Genomic DNA, 19758 nt, shown 5'->3' with positions numbered 1-19758 from the left:
TCAGCTGAGCTACCGATCCCCACAAACGGAGTGACCATGACCAATCAGAGCTACGACCCGTACGACCGCACGTTCCCCCTCGACACCTCGAACACCACCGAGCGCCTGCAGATGCCGGGTACCGAGCCCCGCACCGACCGGCCGGCAGACACCGCGCCGGCGCAGACCGGTGAGTCCGTGACACCGGCCCCGGCCAAACCCCGCAACCGCACCCTGCTTTCCGACCTGAAGACCGGCCCGCCCCAGCGCGCCGCCCTGGTGGTGCTGGTGGGCATCGCCGTACTCACGCTCGCGTTCATCATCATGATTTTCGTCAACGTCTCGAACGAGAGCATCATCGCTCTGGCCGTCATCGCCACCCCGATCGCCTCGATGGTGGCGGCCTACTACGCCGTCACCCTGAGCATCCAGCAGGTCAAGACCGAGCGTGCCGACAAGGAGAAGGCCCTGGGCAAGCTCGCGGCCGTCGAGGCCGGCGCGCGGGAGACCGAGGTCTGGGCCTCTCAGATGGAATCCGGGCTCCGGGTCGCGATGGCCAAACTAGACGGTGCGGGGGTGTCCACCGTCGCGGTCACCCGTGCGGCCGGAACCCCGGACGACTTCTTCTAAGGGGACCTCTGCGCACTAGCGCCCGAAGCTGCCGGGGTCGGCCGCCGCGTGTTGCCGGGCGGCGAGTGCCCGGCCGGCGCGCAGTGACCGTCGCATCGGCGCGTGCCGGAGTCGCGTCGGCAGACGTGGATAGACCGCCCGGACGACGCCGATGACAGCGCCGAACGCGCGTTCGCGGCCGGCGGACCAGGGCAGGTTGAAGAGCGCCCGCTCGGCCGGTTCCAGGAGCCCGGTCGTGACGAGCCGGGCAAGGGGCATGGCCAGGCGCAGCCAGACCGGGCCGGTCGTGGGGTGCAGCAACCGTCTGGCGACCGAGCGCGTCGTCTCATCCGTCGAGAGATCCGCCACCGCCTGGTCCCAGTACACGGCGAAAGCCGCACGATCCGCCGGCCAGAGCCCCGCCGGCACCTGCAGGGCGATGCCAAGCACACCGTAATCGCGATACACCGACTCCGCGTCGGCATCGGCGAGAGGCCCGTAGATCAGGTCGTGCATCCGCGTCGCCGACTCGTAGAGGGTTGCGGCCACCCAGAGCTGCAGCTCTGGGTCGAAGGCGTTGTACGACGGCGGGCCCTTGGCCGGTTCGGCGGCGGGCTGGGCGCCCGCGGTTCGAGCGCCCGTGGTCCGTTCACTGTGCACCGGACGGTGGGCGAGCGACACCCGGCGCACGGCCGCGGCTCGGTCGATGGGCGTGCCGCAGGTCACGGCATAGACGTAGGAGAGCGTGCCGATCAGCCGGTCCAACGGCCTGGCGGCGAAGTCGCTGTGCCGGGCGACGCCGTGCCCGACGGCGGGGTTCGCGAGCTGCAGCAGGATCGCGCGGCCGCCGCCGAGCACCAGGACGCTCTCCGGGGCGAGATCGCGGATGCCCACGGCGGTGCCGGGTGTGGACTCTGTCGTCAACGTGGGCTCCTCTCGACACGCTGAGCCTAGTTGCCTTGTCCGGGTTCGGTCGCCGGCCGTTCCCGAACCGTTCACATTTCCTTCCGGGTGATGGAATAACCTAGGATCCTATGCAGTTGCATACACCTGAGGGCGGCGAATCCACCGGCCCCACGGACTTGAGGAGCAGCATGAGCGACATCGACACCACCACCATCCCCGGCTACAAAGCTGGAGCCTGGACCATCGACCCCACCCACAGCGTGGTCGGCTTCAGCATCCGTCACATCATGATCAGCAAGGTCAAGGGCACCTTCGAGAAGTTCGACGCTACCTTCGTCACCACCGAGAACCCCCTCGAGACCAGTGTCACGGCCTCCGCCGTCGTCACCTCGATCAACACCAACGAGGCCAACCGCGACGGCCACCTGCGCACCGGCGACTTCTTCGACGCCGAGACCTACCCGACCATCGACTTCGTCTCGACCGGCGTGCGCATCGACAAGGGCGACTACCTCGTCGACGGCAACCTCACCATCAAGGGCGTCACCAAGCCCGTCACCTTCGACTTCGAGTTCGGTGGCTTCGGCGGCGACCCCTACGGCAACTACAAGTTCGGCGCCACCGCGTCGACCCAGATCAACCGCGAAGACTTCGGTCTGACCTACAACGCGGCCCTTGAGACCGGCGGCGTGCTGCTCGGCGAGAAGGTCACCATCACCCTCGAACTGCAGGGCGCCCTCCAGGCCTAGACCCACCGCAGCAGCTGTGAAACGGGGATCCCCACCAGGGGGTCCCCGTTTGTGCTGTGCGCGGTACGGATCAGCCGGCCGCGCCGTCTGGCGCCGGCCTGAGCACCCCGGTGCGCCGTAAGACCACGCTGATCAGCGGGTCCAGTGCGAACAGGAAGAACGCGGCCGACCCGACCACGGTCGCCAGCAGCACGACCCCGAAAGACTGCGCGAGCGCACTCACGCTACTGACCCGCGCATTGTGCACGGCGGCGGCGGACGCACCCTGAACGAGGTGCCGCCTAGGTGAGCTGGCGTGGAACCACTGCCAGGTGCTGAAGAGCAGGATCACGAAGAAGTTCACCGGCAGCAGTGTGCGGCCCAGCAGGAAGCGGTTGAATTCGTCGTTGAGGATCGTCGTGAACGGAACCAGGACCACACCGAGCAGGCGGAAATTATTGAGCCAGACGATGGTGGTGTCCACCCGGGGAATGTACTCGAACTGACGCACGTGGATCAACCACAGCAGGCTGAGCAGCAGAAAGCTGATCACCACATTCAGGATGCTCGGGGCCAGGTCGGTGAGCTGACGCACGAAGTCGGTGTTCGAGGTGACCGCACCCAAGTTGTTGACGGAGACGTTCAGCACCAGGAGGGTGGCGGCGATGGCGAAAACGCCATCTGTGTACGACTCCAACCGCCGGGTGGACAACACGGTCCGCCGCGGAGGCCCGGCGCCGCCGGCGCTGTCCTGGGGCTTCGGACCACCGCTGGGCGGCTCGGGGCTGCTCGACATGCGGGCAGCCTACTCGCCGGTGATCTCCTCGCGCACGCGGCGCAGGTCCTCCATCAGTGCGCCGATCAGGATCCAGTGCTGGGGGTGGGGCGTCGTGATCATCAGCGGCGCCGTCAGGGCGAGTGGCTCGGGAGCCGGAGCCGTCGTGTCGGCCGGCTTGCCCTCCGACGGCACGGTGAGCAACCGCAGGTCGTGCGCGGCCCGTTCCAGCTCGATGGCGAAGGCCTGCACGGTGGGCTCGAGGTGCAGAGAATCGTCGTAGTGGTCTCGCAGCGCCCTCGTCATACCCAGCGCCCTGGTGACCAGGGGGACGAGGCGGGCGTAGAGCTCGGTGTCGGCGTCGAGCACTTCCCGGTGCCGGGCCTGGCGGGGATTGAGGGTGAGGCTTTCCTCGGCCTGGCTGATCGCCCGTTCGGCCTTGGCCAGCATCGGCCGCAGCAGCCGGGCCTGGATCATCAGGGTCTCCAAGTCGGCGTATTTCTGCGGGCTCAGCAGGGCGTTGGCCACCCTGTCGAAGGTAGCGGCCACCTCGAGGGTGAGCCGGGTCACCGCGTCGTGCGCGGGCGTGAGCAGCACCGGCGGTACGATCAACGCGTTGACGATGACAGCGATCGCGGCGCCCAGGATGGTCTCGATGATCCGGTCCCTGGCGTAGGTCGGTGTCGCGGCACCCAACACGAGAACGAGCATCGCGCTGATCGGGATCTGATTGGCCGAACCGGGGGACAGCTTCAGAGCCCAGGCCAGCAGGATGCACAGCACGATCGCCCCGAGAACGATCCAGCTGTCCTGGCCGAACCACAGCCCGATGCCCAGGGCTACCAGGACCCCGCCGACAACGCCGAGGCTGCGCTCAAGGGCCCGCCCCAGGGACTGATTGATGCTGGGTTGCACAACGAAGATGGCGGCCATCGCCGCGAAGATGGGCAGTTCGCCCGGCAGGAGCCACAACGAGATGACCCAGGCCAGGACCACGGCGACAGAGGTCTTGAGGGTCTGCAGCAGCGGGATCCGTCTGGACACTCGCAGGCTGGTCGTTATACGCACTGTCATAGGGTACAAGGCGCCAGGGGCCGGCCGGATCACCGGCCCGGGGCGGGCAGTCTAGGTCGCCGCTGCCACGGTCGGTGGGGCCGGGAGAACGTGCACGGGGCGGCCGAGGAAGCGTGCGTATTCGTGCAGCGCACGGTCGGCGCTACGGGCGAAGGCCGGCGATGGCGCGGCGAACGGGGCCGGGTGCACCGTGATCGCCTTGGCCTGCCAGTCACGGCGCCAGGTGCCGGCGATGCGCCCGCCTCGGACCAGGATCGGGAGGAAGATGCCGGTCTTGCCCGGGACCACCCGCGTCAGATTCTCGGGCTCGATCGCGAAGCTGCGGTCCCGGTAGCCGAGTAGGTATTCGTCGAAGCCGGGCAGGGCCAGAACGGCGTTCGGGCAGCGCCCGGCGGCAGCACGGCCGAGCGGGCCGACATCCGCGCTGCTGGGAAGAAGGTGGGGCACACCGTCCACGTCGAGCACGTCGAGGTACTCTCCCGCCACGCCGAGCGCGATTTTGGCATCGGCCATGGTGACCTGGGACCACCAGGTGAAATCGGTCAGGGGCGCCGGTCCGTGCCCGGTCAGGTACCGCAGCAGGTATTCGCCCAGCGCCTCGTCCCGTTCCAGCCGTCTGGAGACCGGCACCCAGTCCGCCAGGAGCACCAGCATCTGTTGGGAGTCGAGTTGCCGGCCCCAGCACAGGGTTCCCGACTGGGCCAGATGCCAGGTCAGGTGATAGCCCCGCTGGCCGTCGACGTTGATGCCGTGTCGCTGGAGCACCACCTGGAATTCGCCCCGGCTCAGCTCCCGCCCGCCGCTCAACGCGTCCACGGCCACGGAGCGGGCGTGTTCGATGGTCGCCTCGTCCAGGCCCAGTTCGCGGCGCCTGGTGGCTGCACCGGCCCAGAGTCTGGGTGTGCTGAGCTCGAGCAGCCAGGACAGATCCTGACTCGGCACCAGATGCAGCGTCCCCCGCATCGGCCAGGAGCGCACCACGGCGCCCGAATCGATGAGGGTGTCGATGTCGGCGGAGGAGCTGCCCGGTGCCCGAACTGCAACGGCCCACTTCGCCCAGCGCAGGTCCTGAGCCTGCAGCGCCAGCATCCGGTCAACGACCAGGGCGGGATCGCTGATGGCCCCGGTCAGCGCCTGGCTGACCAGGCGACGACGGGTGATGTCGGAGCGGGAGGCACGCGTCATGGACCGCAGCCTAGGGCACGACCGCGCGAACGGGGCCGGTGCGACCGCGCGGATCAGGCCAGATCGTCGTCCGTGCGGGCACCGAAGACGATCTCGTCCCAGCTGGGCATCGACGCACGACCACGGCGACCGGTCTGACCGGCACGAGGCTGCCCGGTGGCCGCCTGGCTGGCCCACACGTTGCGGCTCTCCTCAGGTGCCCCGGACGCCGTCTCGGCGGTCGGGCTGACCTCTTCGACCAGGCGGATACCGGGTTCGGCCGGTGCGCGCTCTGCGCGGCGGGCGTCCGGCACGGCGGAGCCGGGTGTTTCGATCTCCACGGCCGCCGCTTCCCGTTCGCCACGGCGGCGGCGCAGCGATTCAAGCAGGTCCGCGGTCTCGCTCAGGCTCTGCTGAGGTTCGGCGGCCCGCTTGATGGCCGCCTTCGACACTGCTTCGGTCGTGCCGACCGGGCGCGCGTACGGCACCGGATCGTGCAGGGGAGCCGTGTCGTTGAGGATGTCGTCGGCCAAGGATTCCTTGAACGTGAACGCGCCGCTGTCGAAGCGGCTCACGTCGGCCAAGCTGGTTTCGGCACCGACGGCCCGAAGCCGGGGGATCAGGGCACCCTTGAGCTCACCCTGCTGGGAGAGTGCGATGGCCTCACTGCCGATCGGGGACAGGGCGTTCTTCTTCGGCTCGAAGCTCCACCGGGCGTCGTGGTCGATATCGTCCGCCGTGAAGGCGAGCTTGACGATCCAGCCGGCGCCGGCCTCCTTCCAGCTGGCCCAGCGTTCGTTCGACGCACCAAGCGACGCCAGGCGTTCGCGGATGACGCTGCCGAAGTTGGCCTGCTCGTCGATCGGATCGGGGTCGATCGTGGTGTGCACGGGAACGCTGAGCGCGCTGGAGACGATGTACTCGCGTTCGGCGACCACGGGCCCCTCGAAGCGCTTCACGAAGTCCAGTGACGCCCCGGTAACCGCAGCGACGTCCTCGGCCGACATGCCGGCACGAATGTGCGCCTGCACCTCGCGGGGCGACAACTTGGGTCTGACGGATGAATCTGTTTGGGTTTGGCGAAGCCGGGACTGGAGAACCGCATCGATGGGGATCCGAAAACGATCACCCTCCTCTGACGCTGCAAGCAGCGCGCCGTTCTCGACTCCGATAACTTTCAAATCCTGCATGGCGAAAGCCCTCTCGCGATTACTGATGACCCAACCCTGCCATGCGGAGTGGCAATTTTCGGGGAATACTGCGGGCGTGCCGGAAGTTGCTGCCAGTGCCAACCTGAAAGGTTGGTGATTGGTTTGCTATTCCGCACGGATTGTTGCAAACTATGGCCGCCGATTTCGTTTATCGGCGTTAATGAAATGGATGGGCATGGCAACCGATTACGACGCACCGCGAAAGACCGAAGACGACTCAGAGTCGATTGAGGCCCTCAAGGAGCGTGTACCCGACAAAATGTCAGGTGTCGTTGATGTTGACGACTCCGACAACCCCGGTGGTTTCGACCTCCCGGGCGCCGATCTGTCCGACCTCGACCTCGACGTCGTCGTCCTGCCCCCGCAGGCCGACGAGTTCACCTGCGTGGAGTGCTTCCTCGTGAAGCACCGTTCGCAGATGTCGCACGAGACCAAGCTCGGCCCGGTATGCCTGGAGTGCGACGCCTAAGCGCGCTTAGTTACTTGATGCTGGCCGTCGCGATCCATTGATCGCGGCGGCCATTTTCTGTGGCCGACGACTGGACACGAGCCAGTACGGCGACGGATCCGTCGGGTCCGTCAGCGGGATGCGCACCACGGGGGCGATCCAGCCCCGGATCAGCAGCCAGGCGCGGGCATCCAGCTTCTGGCCGCGCTCGAGCGTGGCGTCCGCGCCTTCGAATGGAATGGCTTCACCGAGCAGGCTGGTCTCAATGCGGGCCGGGCCGGCCGTGAGCACCCCGTCGGACACCACGACGGTGGGTGACGCCAACACCAGGAGCAGGGCGCTGCCGAGGTAGAGGCCGGCCCCGGTCAGGACGCCGGCCAGAACTGAGATCGGCAGGAAGACCAGCAGGCTCGCCGGGATCACAAGCGCGATGATGATGAACAGCCACGGGGATGGCCAGAGTTTTTCGCGATAATCGGGCATGGGTCTATTCGACCAGATAACTGCACTACCCTCGACACGTGGCTGAAAGCGTCGAAGTTCTGATTACCGCGTCCGTTCTCCCGACCTACGCCCATCCGGGTGACGCCGGCGCGGACCTGCATGCCTCAGAGGCCCTGGTCCTGGCCCCGGGCGAACGCGCCCTGGTGGGTACCGGCGTGTCGATCGCACTCCCGGATGGTTATGCCGCTTTCGTCGTTCCGCGCAGCGGCCTGGCGGTCAAACACGGCATCACCGTGGTGAACTCGCCGGGAACCGTCGACGCCGGCTACCGGGGCGAGGTCAAGGTCTGCGTGCTCAACACCGACCGAGACACGCCCTTCACCATCAACGTCGGCGATCGCATCGCCCAGCTCATCGTTGCGCCGGTGGCGCGCGCACTCTTCGTGCCGGTAGAACGTCTCCCCGGCAGTATGCGTGGGGAGGGCGGATTCGGCTCGACCGGCGTCGCGCCGAAGGCCGCGGCAGACGCGATTCCCCAGATCCCTGCGTCCGCCACGGCGGATGCCCACCAGAGTGGAGAAAACCTGTGAGTGACAACGTGAATCCCGACACGCGCTCGAACACCAATGGCACCGACCTGGCCGAGGCCGGCCGCTCCGACGCAGAACGCACCGACGCAGAACGCACCGCCGCAGAGCGCGCCGAAGCGGAGCGCGCCGAAGTGGAACAGGCCGCTGCCGACCTGCACGCCAAGTCGGCCCCGGAGGACCGCGACGTCGACGGTCCCCTCGACGACTCTGAGGCCAACCCGGTCAGGCCCTACGTCGACCTCGGCGGCGTCAAGATCCTTCCCCGTGAAGGCCTCCACCTGCGGCTCGAGATCGAAGAGGGCAGCAAGCGGGTCGTGGCCATCGGCCTGGACTACGCCGGATCGACCCTGCAGGTGCAGGCCTTCGCCGCACCGCGTTCGAGCGGCCTCTGGCACGAGATTCGAAGCCAGATCGCCGACCAGATCGCCAAACAGGGTGGCTCGACCACGCCGCGCGAAGGTCCGTTCGGTCCGGAACTCGTCGCCGAGATTCCCGTCGCTGCCGGCCAGGGTCCTGCCGGGACGTCCAGGCTGGCCCGGTTCATTGGCGTGGACGGCCCGCGCTGGTTCCTGCGCGGTGTCATCGCCGGTGAGGGTGCCATCAACCCCGAGGCCGCGGCGCAGATCGAAGACCTGTTCCGCAGCATCGTCGTGGTGCGCGGGTCCGCCCCGATGCCGCCGCGCGACCTGATTCCGCTGCGGATGCCGGCCACCCCGGCAGGAAAGCCGGAACCCACCGGCGCGTAGCCCTCGGCGCTCAGCGCGCCGCCGGCGAACCCGACACCTCACCGAAAGTCACCTGATGACGGACTCCCTCTCCGGGCCAGAGCCCGACTCCCGCAGAACGCCGGACAGTGCTGACGCGGCGCCGGCCCAGCCAGCCCAGCCAGCCCAGCCAGCCCAGCCAGCCCAGCCGGTACAGCCCGACCAGCCGGCAGAACCCTCCGTCTCCGGCGCCCTCGGCGACAGCATGGCCGCGGCCGCCCGGCGGGCCGGCTTCAGCCCAGCCGCCGACGGGGAGCCGATCAGCGGCCACGCGCTGCTGGCGACCATGGGCGGCATCCGTGGCGTGGTCGAGGCCGTGCTGCCGGGCCTGGTCTTCCTGGTCACGTACACGATCACCCGCGACCTGATCCCGTCGCTGATCGCGCCGGTGCTCATCGGCGTGGTCTTCTTCGTGCTGAGGCTGGCGAAGAAACAGACCGTCACCCAGGCCCTCGGCGGACTCGTCGGCATCGGCATCAGCGCGGTGCTGGCCCTGCTCACCGGGCGCGCAGAGGACTTCTACCTGCCGGGCTTCTGGACCAACGGCGTCTACGGCGCGGTTCTGCTGGTCTCCGCACTGATCGGCTGGCCGCTGATCGGCGTCGCGGTCGGATTCCTCATGGGGGAGCAGCTCGCCTGGCGCGCCAACCCGTCCAAGCGCCGCGTGATGGTCATCCTCACCTTCATGTGGGCCGGCCTGTTCGTCCTGCGCCTGGCGGTGCAGCTCCCGCTGTACTACGCCGGCAACGTCGAGTGGCTCGGCGCCACCAAGATACTGATGGGCATCCCGCTCTACGCGCCGCTCCTGGTCGTGTCCTGGCTGATGGTGCGCTCGGTCTACGCGGCCACCGCCGCCGAGACGCCGGACCAGCCGACGCGCTAGCCCGAGCCCTCCGCTCCAGCACAGGCTCTCCCCTTCAACACCGGCTCTCACCGCGAGCCCCAGCCGCCGCGGAACACCGAGCCGTGAACGGCTTCGGTGCTATAGTTATCTCGACGTCGAGATAGTTTCCGGCGCACGTCAGAGGTTCGCGCGGCGGTCAGTACAGCGGTCAGTGCAGTAAGGCTACCCTTGCTGGCAGAACCGGGCGTCAGTTGGTCAGGATTGAGGATTGCGGACGGTTTCCCGTCGGTTTCCACGAAGGAGAGGGCATCGTGTCTGCTGTTAATAGTTTTGGAGCTCGGGACACCCTGCGGGTCGGTTCGACGGACTACGAGGTCTTTCGTCTGGACGCCGTCAAGGGATACGAGAAGCTGCCGTTCAGCCTCAAGGTGCTGCTGGAGAACCTCCTGCGCACCGAAGACGGCGCGAACATCACCGCCGACCACATCCGCGCCCTGGGCGCCTGGGTGCCCACTGCCGATCCGGACACCGAGATCCAGTTCACGCCCGCCCGCGTGATCATGCAGGACTTCACCGGTGTGCCGTGCATCGTCGACCTCGCCACAATGCGGGAAGCCGTCGCAGACCTCGGTGGCGATCCCAACACGATCAACCCGCTTGCCCCGGCCGAGCTCGTCATCGACCACTCGGTGATCGCCGACCTGTTCGGCAGCGACAACGCGCTCGAGCGCAACGTCGAGATCGAGTACGAGCGCAACGGTGAGCGCTACCAGTTCCTGCGCTGGGGGCAGACCGCGTTCGACGACTTCAAGGTCGTCCCGCCGGGAACCGGAATCGTGCACCAGGTCAACATCGAGTACCTGGCCCGCGTCACCTTCACCCGTGAGGTCCCTTCGACAGGCTCAGGACAAGCGACCGTGCTGCGCGCTTACCCCGATACCTGCGTCGGCACCGACTCACACACCACCATGGTCAACGGCCTCGGTGTGCTCGGCTGGGGCGTCGGCGGCATCGAGGCCGAGGCGGCCATGCTCGGCCAGCCCGTCTCCATGCTCATCCCCAAGGTCGTCGGCTTCAAGCTCAACGGCTCCATCCCCGCCGGCGTCACCGCCACGGATGTTGTCCTCACCATCACCCAGATGCTGCGAAAGCACGGCGTGGTCGGCAAGTTCGTTGAATTCTACGGCGAGGGCGTCGCCCAGGTTCCGCTGGCCAACCGCGCCACCATCGGCAACATGAGCCCCGAGTTCGGCTCCACCGCCGCCATGTTCCCCATCGACGACGTCACTCTCGGTTACCTGCGCCTCACCGGCCGGAGCGAAGACCAGGTCGCCCTCGTCGAGGCGTACTCCAAGCTGCAGGGCCTCTGGCACGACCCGGCCCAGGAACCTGTTTTCAGCGAGTACCTGGAGCTGGACCTCGGCACCGTCGTACCGTCGATCGCCGGCCCCAAGCGCCCGCAGGACCGCGTCGAACTCACCAACGCCAAGTCTCAGTTCGAAATCGACCTGCAGAACTACGCCACTCATGACCTGTCACGGGTGGACGCTGCCGTTGAGGCGTCCTTCCCGGCATCCGACCCGATCGGTTTCACCGCCGAGGACGAACAGAGCGCTCACCAGATCTCGCACCAGCACGTGAGCCACGCTCCGGTGTCGGTGTCCAGCCCGGTGCCGATCACCACGGCCGACGGGGGCACGTACACGCTTGACCATGGCGCTGTGGCCGTCGCGGCCATCACGTCCTGCACCAACACCTCGAACCCGTCCGTCATGCTCGCCGCCGGCCTTCTCGCGCGGAACGCCGTGAAGAAGGGCCTCAAGTCCAAGCCCTGGGTCAAGACCACCCTGGCGCCGGGCTCCAAGGTCGTGACGGACTACTACGCCAAGGCCGGCCTCACCGCTGATCTCGAGGCTCTCGGCTTCTACACCGTCGGTTACGGCTGCACGGTCTGCATCGGCAACACCGGCCCCCTGATCGACGAGGTCTCCGCTGCGATCAACGACAACGACCTCGCTGTCACGGCCGTGCTCTCCGGCAACCGCAACTTCGAGGGCCGGATCAGCCCCGACGTCAAGATGAACTACCTGGCCAGCCCGCCGCTGGTCATCGCGTACGCCCTTGCCGGGTCGATGAACTTCGACTTCGACACCGACGCTCTCGGCACGGACACCGAGGGCAACGACGTGTTCCTCAAAGACATCTGGCCGGACTCCGCCGAGGTGCAGTCCACCATCGACAGCTCGATCGACACCGCCATGTTCACCAAGGAATACGGCGAGGTCTTCGAGGGCGACGAGCGCTGGCGCTCACTTCCGACGCCGGACAGCGAGGTCTTCGAATGGGACCCCAAGTCCACCTACGTGCGGAAGCCCCCGTACTTCGACGGCATGACCCTGGAGACCACGCCGGTGTCCGACATCGTCGACGCCCGGGTGCTGGCCAAGCTGGGCGACTCCGTCACCACCGACCACATCAGCCCGGCCGGCAACATCAAGGCCGACAGCCCGGCTGGCGCCTACCTGCTGGAGCACGGTGTCGACCGTGGCGACTTCAACTCCTACGGCTCGCGCCGCGGCAACCACGAAATCATGATCCGCGGAACCTTCGCCAACATCCGGCTCCGCAACCAGCTGCTTGACGGCGTCGAGGGAGGCTACACCCGCGACTTCACCAAGCCGGATGCGCCGCAGTCGTTCATTTACGACGCCAGCCAGAACTACCAGGCCGCCGGCACACCGCTGGTGATCTTCGGTGGCAAGGAGTACGGCTCCGGCTCGTCACGGGACTGGGCAGCCAAGGGGACCAGCCTGCTGGGCGTCAAGGCCGTCATTACCGAGAGCTTCGAGCGGATCCACCGCTCCAACCTCATCGGGATGGGCGTGGTGCCGCTGCAGTTCCCCGCGGGCGAGAGCTGGGCCTCGCTCGGCCTGGACGGCACGGAGACCGTGTCCATCACGGGCATCGAGGAACTCAACGAGGGCCGCACGCCCAAGACCGTGCACGTCGTCGCGACGCCGACCGAGCATTCCGCGCCGGGCAAGGCGACCGTTGAGTTCGACGCGGTGGTGCGGATCGACACTCCGGGCGAAGCGGACTACTACCGCAACGGCGGCATCCTGCAGTACGTGCTGCGTTCTCTCGTGGCCTAACCGGCAATTCGCAGAATCGTCGCAGACTGGCGCGTAGACTCGGGGAATCCGAACTGCGCGCCCGTTCTGCGTTCTCGTGGCGCGTATTTCGTTGCTTCAATATCGTGAAAGGCTGGCCCAATGACCCTTCTGGAGACGATCCACGGTCCCCGGGACCTCGACGGTCTCTCGAAGGAGCAGCTCGTCGAGCTGGCCGCCGAGGTTCGCGCCTTCCTGGTTGCCGAAATCTCCAAGACCGGCGGTCACCTGGGCCCCAACCTCGGCGTCGTCGAGATGACCATCGCCATCCACCGGCTCTTCGATTCGCCGCGCGACGCGATCGTGTTCGACACCGGGCACCAGTCCTACGTGCACAAGTTGCTCACCGGCCGCCAGGACTTCAGCCGGCTGCGCCAGACCGGCGGGCTGGCGGGCTACCCGCAGCGGCGCGAGTCGGAGCACGACATCGTCGAGAGCTCGCACGCATCCAGTTCGCTGTCCTGGGCCGACGGCATCTCCCGTGCCTTTGAGATGACCGGCCAGAGCGATCGGCATGTCATCGCCGTCGTCGGTGACGGCTCGCTCACCGGCGGAATGACCTGGGAAGCCCTCAACAACATCAGCGACGACAACAATCGCCGCCTGATCATCGTCATCAACGACAATGGGCGCTCCTACGCGCCCACCATCGGCGGCATGGCCCGGTTTCTCAACACCGTGCGGTTGCGCGCCAGCTATAAGGCGGCGTACCTCACCAGTCGCCAGGCGTTCGACCACATGGGAGCGCCGGCCCGTGCCATCTTCCGCGGTGTGCGCGGCGGCCTGCACGGCTTTCTCAGCCGGTTCTCCAACAACGAGGCGTTGTACTCCAACCTCGACATCAAATACATCGGCCCGGTCGACGGACACGACATGGAGGCCATGCTCGAAGCCCTCAGCCAGGCTAAGGACTACGGCGCGCCCGTTATCGTGCACACCATCACCCAGAAGGGCAAAGGCTACGACCCTGCCGTGCAGGACGTCGCAGACCAGTTCCACGCTGTCGGCGTGATCGACCCCGAGACCGGGGAGCCCACCGAGTCCGCCGGAGCTCCGTCGTGGACCTCGGTATTCGCCGACGAACTGCTCAGCCTCGCCACTGAGAATCCCAAACTTGTGGCGATCACCGCGGCGATGCTGCGCCCCACCGGGCTGCACAAGATGGCCGAACGGTTCCCGGAGCGGGTGCATGACGTCGGGATCGCCGAGCAGCACGCGGTCACGAGCGCCGCAGGGCTCGCCTTCGGCGGCCTGCACCCCGTCGTGGCCCTGTACGCCACCTTCATCAACCGCGCGTTCGACCAGGTACTGATGGACGTTGCCCTGCACCGTGCAGGGGTCACGTTCGTGCTCGACCGGGCCGGGGTCACCGGGCCGGACGGCCCGAGTCACCACGGCATGTGGGACCTCGCGATCCTGCAGGTCATCCCGCACATCAGGCTCGCCGCCCCACGCGACTCGACCCGGCTCCGTGAGGAGCTCGCCGAGGCGGTTCTGGTGGACGATGCCCCCACCGTGCTGCGTTTCCCCAAGGGCAGCACGGGCGTGGAATACGACGCGTTGGAACGCCTGCCCGACGGCGTCGACGTGCTCCTGCGCAGCAGCCAGCAGGATGTGCTCATTGTCACGGTCGGCCCGATGGCCGGAATGGGCCTCGAGGTCGCGGAGCGGCTGGCTGCCCAGGGCATCGGCGCGACGGTCGTCGATCCGCGCTGGGTGGTGCCGGTGCCGAAGAGCATCATCGAGCTCGCGGCCCAGCACCGCATCGTGGTGAGCATCGAAGACGGCATCCGCGTCGGCGGCATCGGCACGCGCATCCGCCAGGACCTGCGTGAGGCCGGCGTGGACACGGCGGTCACCGAGCTCGGTCTGCCGGATGAATTCCTCGACCACGGCACCCGCGCCGAGATCCTCGAACGGGTCGGCCTGACGCCGCAGCACATCGCTCGAGACGTCGTGGCGATGGTCCTCGGCAGCAAACTGCCGCACGCCCGTGCTCTGCCCGCGGACTCCACCCGAGCCGAGGGCCCCGGTACGGGCAGCATCCCGCTGCAGCGCGCCCCCCGCGACTGACCCTCCCGGTCAGCCGGCGGCCGCGGCGGAGGCGGGCGCCCGATCCCATCTGTTACCGAAACGGACAAATGCGGCCGGTGTACCGGCCGCATTTGTCCGAACGGGCAACAGTCGCGCTGCCGCGACAGCGCAGCGTGCTAGCCGGGCACGGGTACGCCGGCGGCGGGTGACGCCGACCCGACGCCGCGCACCATCGGGGTGTGGAAGGTGCCGCCGAAGACCCGCTCGCTGGCGCCGACCCTGTCGAGATAGGGCGTGATCCCACCCATCTGGAACGGCCAGCCCGCACCGAGCAGCATGCACAGGTCGATGTCCTCCGGTGCGTGCACCACGTCGTCGTCGAGCATCCGCTTGATCTCGTCGGCCAGGCCGTCCTCCACCCGGCGGAGGATCTCCTCCGCCGTGATCGGTGTTGTTCCGCCAGCGACGATCTTCACCGCACCCTTGTCGAAGCCGGTGATCTTCCCGCTGGAATTGCGTTCAAGGATCTTGCCGTGCTCGGCGAGGCGGTGCAGGTTGGTGCTTTCGAAGAACCGGTCGGGGAACGCCGCGTGGTGGGTGTCCAGCACGTGGGCGCCGACCTTGAGACCCACCAGCTCGAGAAGCTCGAACGGTGTCATCGGCAGGCCGAACGAGGCCAGGGCGCCGTCGACGACCTCGAACGGGGTGCCGGTGTCGACGGCGTGCATGGCTTCACCGAGCAGCTTGGCAAGCACCCGGTTCACCACGAAGCCCGGAGTGTCGCGGGTGATGACGGCGTTCTTGCGCAGCTTGGCGGCGATCACCATCGCGGTCGACAGGGTGGCCTCGTCGGTGGCGGGGGTGTTCACGACCTCGATCAGCGGCATCACGGCCACCGGGTTGAAGAAGTGGAAGCCGACCAGCCGCTCAGGGTGGGCCAGCTTGGCACCGATCTGTTCCACCGACAACGACGAGGTGTTCGTCGCGAGGATCGTGGTGGGGGAGACGTGCTTCTCGATCTCGGCGAAGACGTCCTGCTTCACGCCGAGTTCCTCGAAGACCGCCTCGATGACCCAGTCTGCGTCGGCGAAGTCGGCCTTGTCGGTGGTGCCGGTCACCAGGGCACGCAGCCGGTTGGCCTCGTCGGAGTTGATCCGGCCCTTGTCCTGCAGGGTCTGGATCTCGCCATGGATGTAGGCGACGCCCTTGTCGACCCTGGCCTGGTCGAGATCGGTGATCACGACGGGCACCTTGAGCCGCCGCACGAACAACAGGGCGAACTGGCTGGCCATCAGCCCGGCGCCGATGACGCCGACCTTGCCGATGGGACGGGCCAGAGCCTTGTCCGGGGCTCCCGCCGGCCGTTTGGCGCGCTTCTGCACCAGGTTGAACGAGTAGATGCTCGCGGGCAGCTGGTCCCCGGAGATCAGGTCGGCGAGGGCGTCGTCCTCCCGGGCGAACGCTTCGGCTTTCGTGCCGGTGCGGGCGGCCTTGATCAGGTCCAGCGCAGCGTAGGGTGATGCGGCGACGGTGCCGATGCGCGACTCGAGCATCTTGCGCGCGATGCCGATGGCCGCGTCCCACTTGACCAGGCGTTCGATCTTCCCGGGGGCGTTCGGGCGGGACACGCTTTCGCGGCCGGCGATGACGGCGTCGGCCCAGCGGATCGAGTCCTCGAGGAAGCTCACCGAGCGGAACATCCGGTCGGCGATCCCCAATTCGAGGGCGTCCTTGCCGGTGAGGGTGCGGTTGTTCTTGAGCGGGTTCTCGACGATCACCTTGAGCGCGTTCTCGATGCCGACCAGGTTGGGCAGCAGGTAAGACCCGCCCCAGCCGGGGATCAGGCCGAGGAACACCTCTGGCAGGGCGATCGCCGGGACGGTTTCGTCAACGGTGCGGTAGTCGGCGTTCAGGGCCACCTCGAGACCGCCGCCGAGGGCGAGCCCGTTGATGAACACGAACGACGGCACACCCAGCGTGCCGAGCTTGCCCAGGGCGAAGTGGCCCAACTGGGCGAGCAGCTTACCCACCTCGCGGGACGGAATCTCGCTGACCTTGCTGAGGTCGGCGCCCGCGGCGAGGATGAACGGTTTGCCCGTGACGGCCACGCCGTGGATCTCGCCGCGCCCGGCGCGAGCGGTGAGCTCGTCCATGATGGCGCTGAACTCCAGAAGCGTGACGGGACCCAGAGTGTTGGGCCGGGTGTGGTCCCGCCCGTTGTCCAGTGTCACAAGCGCCAGGGTGCGTCCGCCGGTCAGCGGCACATCCCTGACGAAGGAGTGGGTGACGACTTCATCACCGGAGACCACGACGAGGGGGGAGAAGTCGAGGGTGGCGTAATCGATGGGGCTGCTTGTGGTGGTCATCGCTTGGCTGCCTTCTTGTTGAAGTGCGGGTTTTCCCAGATCACGGTGCCACCCTGGCCGAGACCGATGCACATGGCGGTGAGACCGTAACGCACCTCGGGGTGCTCGGCAAACTGGCTGGCGAGCTGGTTCATCAGGCGCACGCCCGACGATGCGAGCGGATGGCCGATCGCAATGGCCCCGCCGTACTCATTGACCCGGGGGTCCTCGTCGTCGATCCCGAAGTGGTCGAGGAAGGAGATCACCTGCACGGCGAAGGCCTCGTTGAGCTCGAACAGGCCGATGTCGGTGATCGACAACCCGGCCTTGCGCAGCGCCTTCTCGGTCGACGGCACCGGGCCAAGGCCCATCACTTCCGGCTCGACGCCGGCGAAGGCGAAGCTCACGAGCTTCATCTTGACGCTCAGGCCGAGTTCTTTCGCGGCGGCGCCGCTGGCCAGCAGGCAGGCGGTCGCACCGTCGTTCAGGCCGGACGCGTTGCCGGCGGTGATCCGGCCGTGCGGACGGAACGGCGTCTTGAGGCCCGCGAGGCCCTCGAGGGTGGTCTCGGGCCGCGGCGCCTCGTCGCGGGTGGCCAGGCCCCAACCGGCGGCGCTGCGGGTGGCGACGGACACCAGGTCCGGCTGGATCTTGCCGGCTTCGTATGCCGCCGCGACCTTCTGCTGGCTACGCAGGGCGTACCGGTCAGAGCGGCCCTTGGTGTATTCGGGGAATCGGTCGTGAATACGTTCGGCGGTGGAGCCCATGTTCAGGGCATCCTCGCTGACCAGCCGTTCACTGAGGAACCGCGGGTTCGGGTCGACCCCGGCGCCCATCGGATGGCGACCCATGTGTTCGACACCGCCGGCGATGGCGAGGTCGTAGGCGCCGAAACCGATCGCGGCGCCCATGGTGGTGACCGAGGTCATCGCCCCGGCGCACATCCGGTCGATCGCAAACCCCGGCACCGAGACGGGCAGTCCCGCCAACAGTGCCGCAGTGCGCCCCAGAGTAAGCCCCTGGTCACCGGCCTGCGTGGTCGCCGCGATGGCGACATCGTCGATGCGTTCACCCGGCACATTCGGGTTGCGTTCCATGAGTCCGGTGATCGCCTTGACGACCAGGTCGTCGGCGCGGGTATTCCAATACATACCCTTCTCGCCGGCACGACCGAACGGGGTGCGAACCCCGTCCACGAAGACGACTTCAGTTCTCTCGGCCACTTTGCCTCCATCACTCAAAACAGGTATCGCACGATCCTAGGGTGACGGATTAACAGGGAGGGAATCCTTTGATTGTTCCTACGAATCCGCATCCGGGGGCACGGAGGCGCTTTGGTGGACTTCCACAAACGCATCCGCGATTAGTTGTGCGGTCGCCTCAATCTGCCAGTCTCGCGCGCCGAGCACGGCGAGGGCGTCACCGACGGCTGCGGCATCGGCAGGTTCCGGCGGCTGCCACGCCACCCGGCGTAGGTGATCGGGGGTGAGCAGATTCTCCAGGGGCACGGCGCGTTCCTCCGACGCGGCCGTCAGAGCGGCTCTGGCGGCCTTGTAGCGCAGGTCGGCGTCGGGGTTGCGGTCGGCCCATGCCCGTGGCGGCGGCAACGCGTCGCCGTTCGCCTTCACCGAGGGCAGGTCGGTAGTGGCCTGGCCGTGCAGAATGGCTTTCCACCAGCGGTCGAGTTCGGTGCGGCTGGCGCGGCCGTTGAACTCGCGCAAATCGGCAAGGGCGGTCCGGCTTGTGGGCATCAATCGGGCCGCGGCCACGAGGGAGGCATCGGGAACCAGACGGCCGGGTGAGACATCCAGCTCCTGGGCCAGGGCGTCCCTGGCGACCCACAGCTCGCGGGCGACCGCGAGGTTCCGCTGGCCACGCACCGCGTGCAACCCGGACAAGCGGCGCCACGGCTCTGCGCGCGCGGGTTTCGCTTCCTTGGCGAGGACCGCGGCGAATTCCTGCTCGGCTATCCCGGTCTTGCCGGATTCGACAAGGAGCTCGACCATGCTGTTGCGAAGGTCCGGAAGTAGTTCAACATCCAGCGCCGCGTACACCAACCAGCTCTCGGGCAGGGGCCGGGTCGACCAGTTGGCCGCGGAGTGCTCCTTCGCGAGGTGGATGCCGAGGAGTTCCTCGACCACGGTGCCGAGCCCCACCCTGGGCAGGCCGAGCAGGCGTGCCGCGAGCTCGGTGTCGAAGATGCGGGCGGGGTCCAGGCCCACTTCCCGAAGGCAGGCGAGGTCCTGGCTGGCTGCGTGGAGGATCCACTCCTCGCCGTCCAGAGCGGCGTTGAGCTCGCTGAAGTCGCCCAGCGCCGGTGGATCGAAGAGAAAGGTGCCGGCATCCCTGCGGAAGATCTGGATCAGGTAGGCGCGCTGGGAGTAGGTGAAACCGGACGCTCGTTCGGCGTCGATGCCGATCGGACCGGTTCCAGTGGACAGCGTGTCGACTGCGGCGAGGTAGGCCGCGCGGGAATCGATGACCTGGTGGGTGAGCACGGCTGGATCAACCACGGGTTGCCCGGTGTGCCGAGAGATCTGTGACGCCCAGCGAGGTCGGAGCCGAGGTGCCGAGAGTGTTGGAGAGCATGCCGAGGTCGCCGCTGTGGCCGAGATCGGCTCCGATTGATTTCACTGCCATGGTGCTCATTCCCGCGGTCTGCCTACCGGCGCG

17 protein-coding genes are annotated in these 19758 nt (G+C 67.5%); 8 read left to right on the top strand and 9 right to left on the bottom strand.

The genetic code is table 11. From position 1 onward, the window contains the following. The first annotated feature begins 36 nt into the window (after positions 1-36). The gene (locus tag BJQ95_RS10170) at positions 37-609 is read left to right on the top strand and encodes a hypothetical protein (RefSeq protein ID WP_130177164.1); all 573 of its coding nucleotides are present in this window, start codon (positions 37-39) and stop codon (positions 607-609) included. A 15-nt stretch (positions 610-624) separates the two neighbouring features. Here the strand turns inward: BJQ95_RS10170 and BJQ95_RS10165 are convergent, their stop codons facing one another. Beyond that, positions 625-1512 carry an oxygenase MpaB family protein gene (locus tag BJQ95_RS10165; protein WP_130177163.1) on the bottom strand — a complete coding sequence of 296 codons (888 nt, stop codon included), beginning with the start codon at positions 1510-1512 and terminating at the stop codon, positions 625-627. 170 nt (positions 1513-1682) lie between these two features. Here BJQ95_RS10165 and BJQ95_RS10160 point away from each other — a divergent pair, with 170 nt between their 5' ends. Further along, a complete protein-coding gene (locus BJQ95_RS10160; RefSeq protein ID WP_130177162.1) occupies positions 1683-2243 on the top strand; it encodes a YceI family protein in 561 nt (186 codons plus the stop codon). A 70-nt stretch (positions 2244-2313) separates the two neighbouring features. Here BJQ95_RS10160 and BJQ95_RS10155 read toward each other — a convergent pair whose 3' ends face one another. The 4 genes from BJQ95_RS10155 to sepH are packed head-to-tail and all read right to left on the bottom strand — an operon-like array spanning position 2314 to position 6425. Then, positions 2314-3018, bottom strand: a complete 705-nt coding sequence (locus BJQ95_RS10155; RefSeq protein WP_130177161.1) for a TMEM175 family protein — start codon at positions 3016-3018, stop codon at positions 2314-2316. 9 nt (positions 3019-3027) lie between these two features. Further along, positions 3028-4071: an aromatic acid exporter family protein gene (locus tag BJQ95_RS10150; RefSeq protein ID WP_370688327.1), complete on the bottom strand. Its 1044-nt coding sequence runs from the start codon at positions 4069-4071 to the stop codon at positions 3028-3030. Between the two features lie 51 nt (positions 4072-4122). Beyond that, positions 4123-5256 carry a winged helix DNA-binding domain-containing protein gene (locus BJQ95_RS10145; protein ID WP_130177159.1) on the bottom strand — a complete coding sequence of 378 codons (1134 nt, stop codon included), beginning with the start codon at positions 5254-5256 and terminating at the stop codon, positions 4123-4125. A gap of 53 nt (positions 5257-5309) precedes the next feature. After that, positions 5310-6425 (bottom strand): septation protein SepH, encoded by a 1116-nt coding sequence (gene sepH, locus BJQ95_RS10140; RefSeq protein WP_130177158.1) that lies wholly within the window; start codon positions 6423-6425, stop codon positions 5310-5312. Positions 6426-6621: 196 nt separating this feature from the next. Here sepH and BJQ95_RS10135 point away from each other — a divergent pair, with 196 nt between their 5' ends. Further along, entirely contained in the window at positions 6622-6915 is a 294-nt protein-coding gene (locus BJQ95_RS10135) for a DUF4193 domain-containing protein (RefSeq protein ID WP_066599570.1), read from the top strand. A gap of 6 nt (positions 6916-6921) precedes the next feature. Here BJQ95_RS10135 and BJQ95_RS10130 read toward each other — a convergent pair whose 3' ends face one another. Then, a complete protein-coding gene (locus tag BJQ95_RS10130) occupies positions 6922-7377 on the bottom strand; it encodes a DUF3093 domain-containing protein (RefSeq protein ID WP_130177157.1) in 456 nt (151 codons plus the stop codon). A 38-nt stretch (positions 7378-7415) separates the two neighbouring features. On the opposite strand from BJQ95_RS10130, the gene dut reads away from it, so the two are divergent. The 5 genes from dut (at position 7416) to dxs (ending at position 14779) form a co-directional block, all read left to right on the top strand. Beyond that, on the top strand, positions 7416-7928 hold the full coding sequence (gene dut / locus BJQ95_RS10125) for a dUTP diphosphatase (protein ID WP_130177156.1): 513 nt from the start codon (positions 7416-7418) through the stop codon (positions 7926-7928). 131 nt (positions 7929-8059) lie between these two features. Then, positions 8060-8674 (top strand): DUF3710 domain-containing protein, encoded by a 615-nt coding sequence (locus BJQ95_RS10120; RefSeq protein WP_130177180.1) that lies wholly within the window; start codon positions 8060-8062, stop codon positions 8672-8674. A 55-nt stretch (positions 8675-8729) separates the two neighbouring features. Continuing rightward, positions 8730-9575: a DUF3159 domain-containing protein gene (locus BJQ95_RS10115; protein ID WP_130177155.1), complete on the top strand. Its 846-nt coding sequence runs from the start codon at positions 8730-8732 to the stop codon at positions 9573-9575. Between the two features lie 272 nt (positions 9576-9847). Further along, entirely contained in the window at positions 9848-12688 is a 2841-nt protein-coding gene (gene acnA, locus BJQ95_RS10110) for an aconitate hydratase AcnA (RefSeq protein WP_130177154.1), read from the top strand. Positions 12689-12808: 120 nt separating this feature from the next. Then, the gene (dxs, locus tag BJQ95_RS10105; protein ID WP_130177153.1) at positions 12809-14779 is read left to right on the top strand and encodes a 1-deoxy-D-xylulose-5-phosphate synthase; all 1971 of its coding nucleotides are present in this window, start codon (positions 12809-12811) and stop codon (positions 14777-14779) included. Between the two features lie 137 nt (positions 14780-14916). Here the strand turns inward: dxs and BJQ95_RS10100 are convergent, their stop codons facing one another. The 3 genes from BJQ95_RS10100 to BJQ95_RS10090 form a co-directional block, all read right to left on the bottom strand. Further along, the gene (locus BJQ95_RS10100) at positions 14917-17106 is read right to left on the bottom strand and encodes a 3-hydroxyacyl-CoA dehydrogenase NAD-binding domain-containing protein (RefSeq protein ID WP_130177152.1); all 2190 of its coding nucleotides are present in this window, start codon (positions 17104-17106) and stop codon (positions 14917-14919) included. After that, the gene (locus tag BJQ95_RS10095; protein ID WP_130177151.1) at positions 17103-18308 is read right to left on the bottom strand and encodes a thiolase family protein; all 1206 of its coding nucleotides are present in this window, start codon (positions 18306-18308) and stop codon (positions 17103-17105) included. The genes BJQ95_RS10100 and BJQ95_RS10095 overlap by 4 nt, the downstream gene beginning before the upstream one ends. A gap of 78 nt (positions 18309-18386) precedes the next feature. Next, on the bottom strand, positions 18387-19598 hold the full coding sequence (locus tag BJQ95_RS10090) for an HRDC domain-containing protein (RefSeq protein ID WP_370688326.1): 1212 nt from the start codon (positions 19596-19598) through the stop codon (positions 18387-18389). Positions 19599-19758: the final 160 nt, after the last annotated feature.

Origin of the sequence: Cryobacterium sp. SO1, assembly GCF_004210215.2 — a bacterium.
Lineage (GTDB): Bacteria > Actinomycetota > Actinomycetes > Actinomycetales > Microbacteriaceae > Cryobacterium.
The sequence above is the reverse complement of the archived record's forward strand: the minus strand, read 5'-3'. Positions and strand labels throughout refer to the sequence as shown.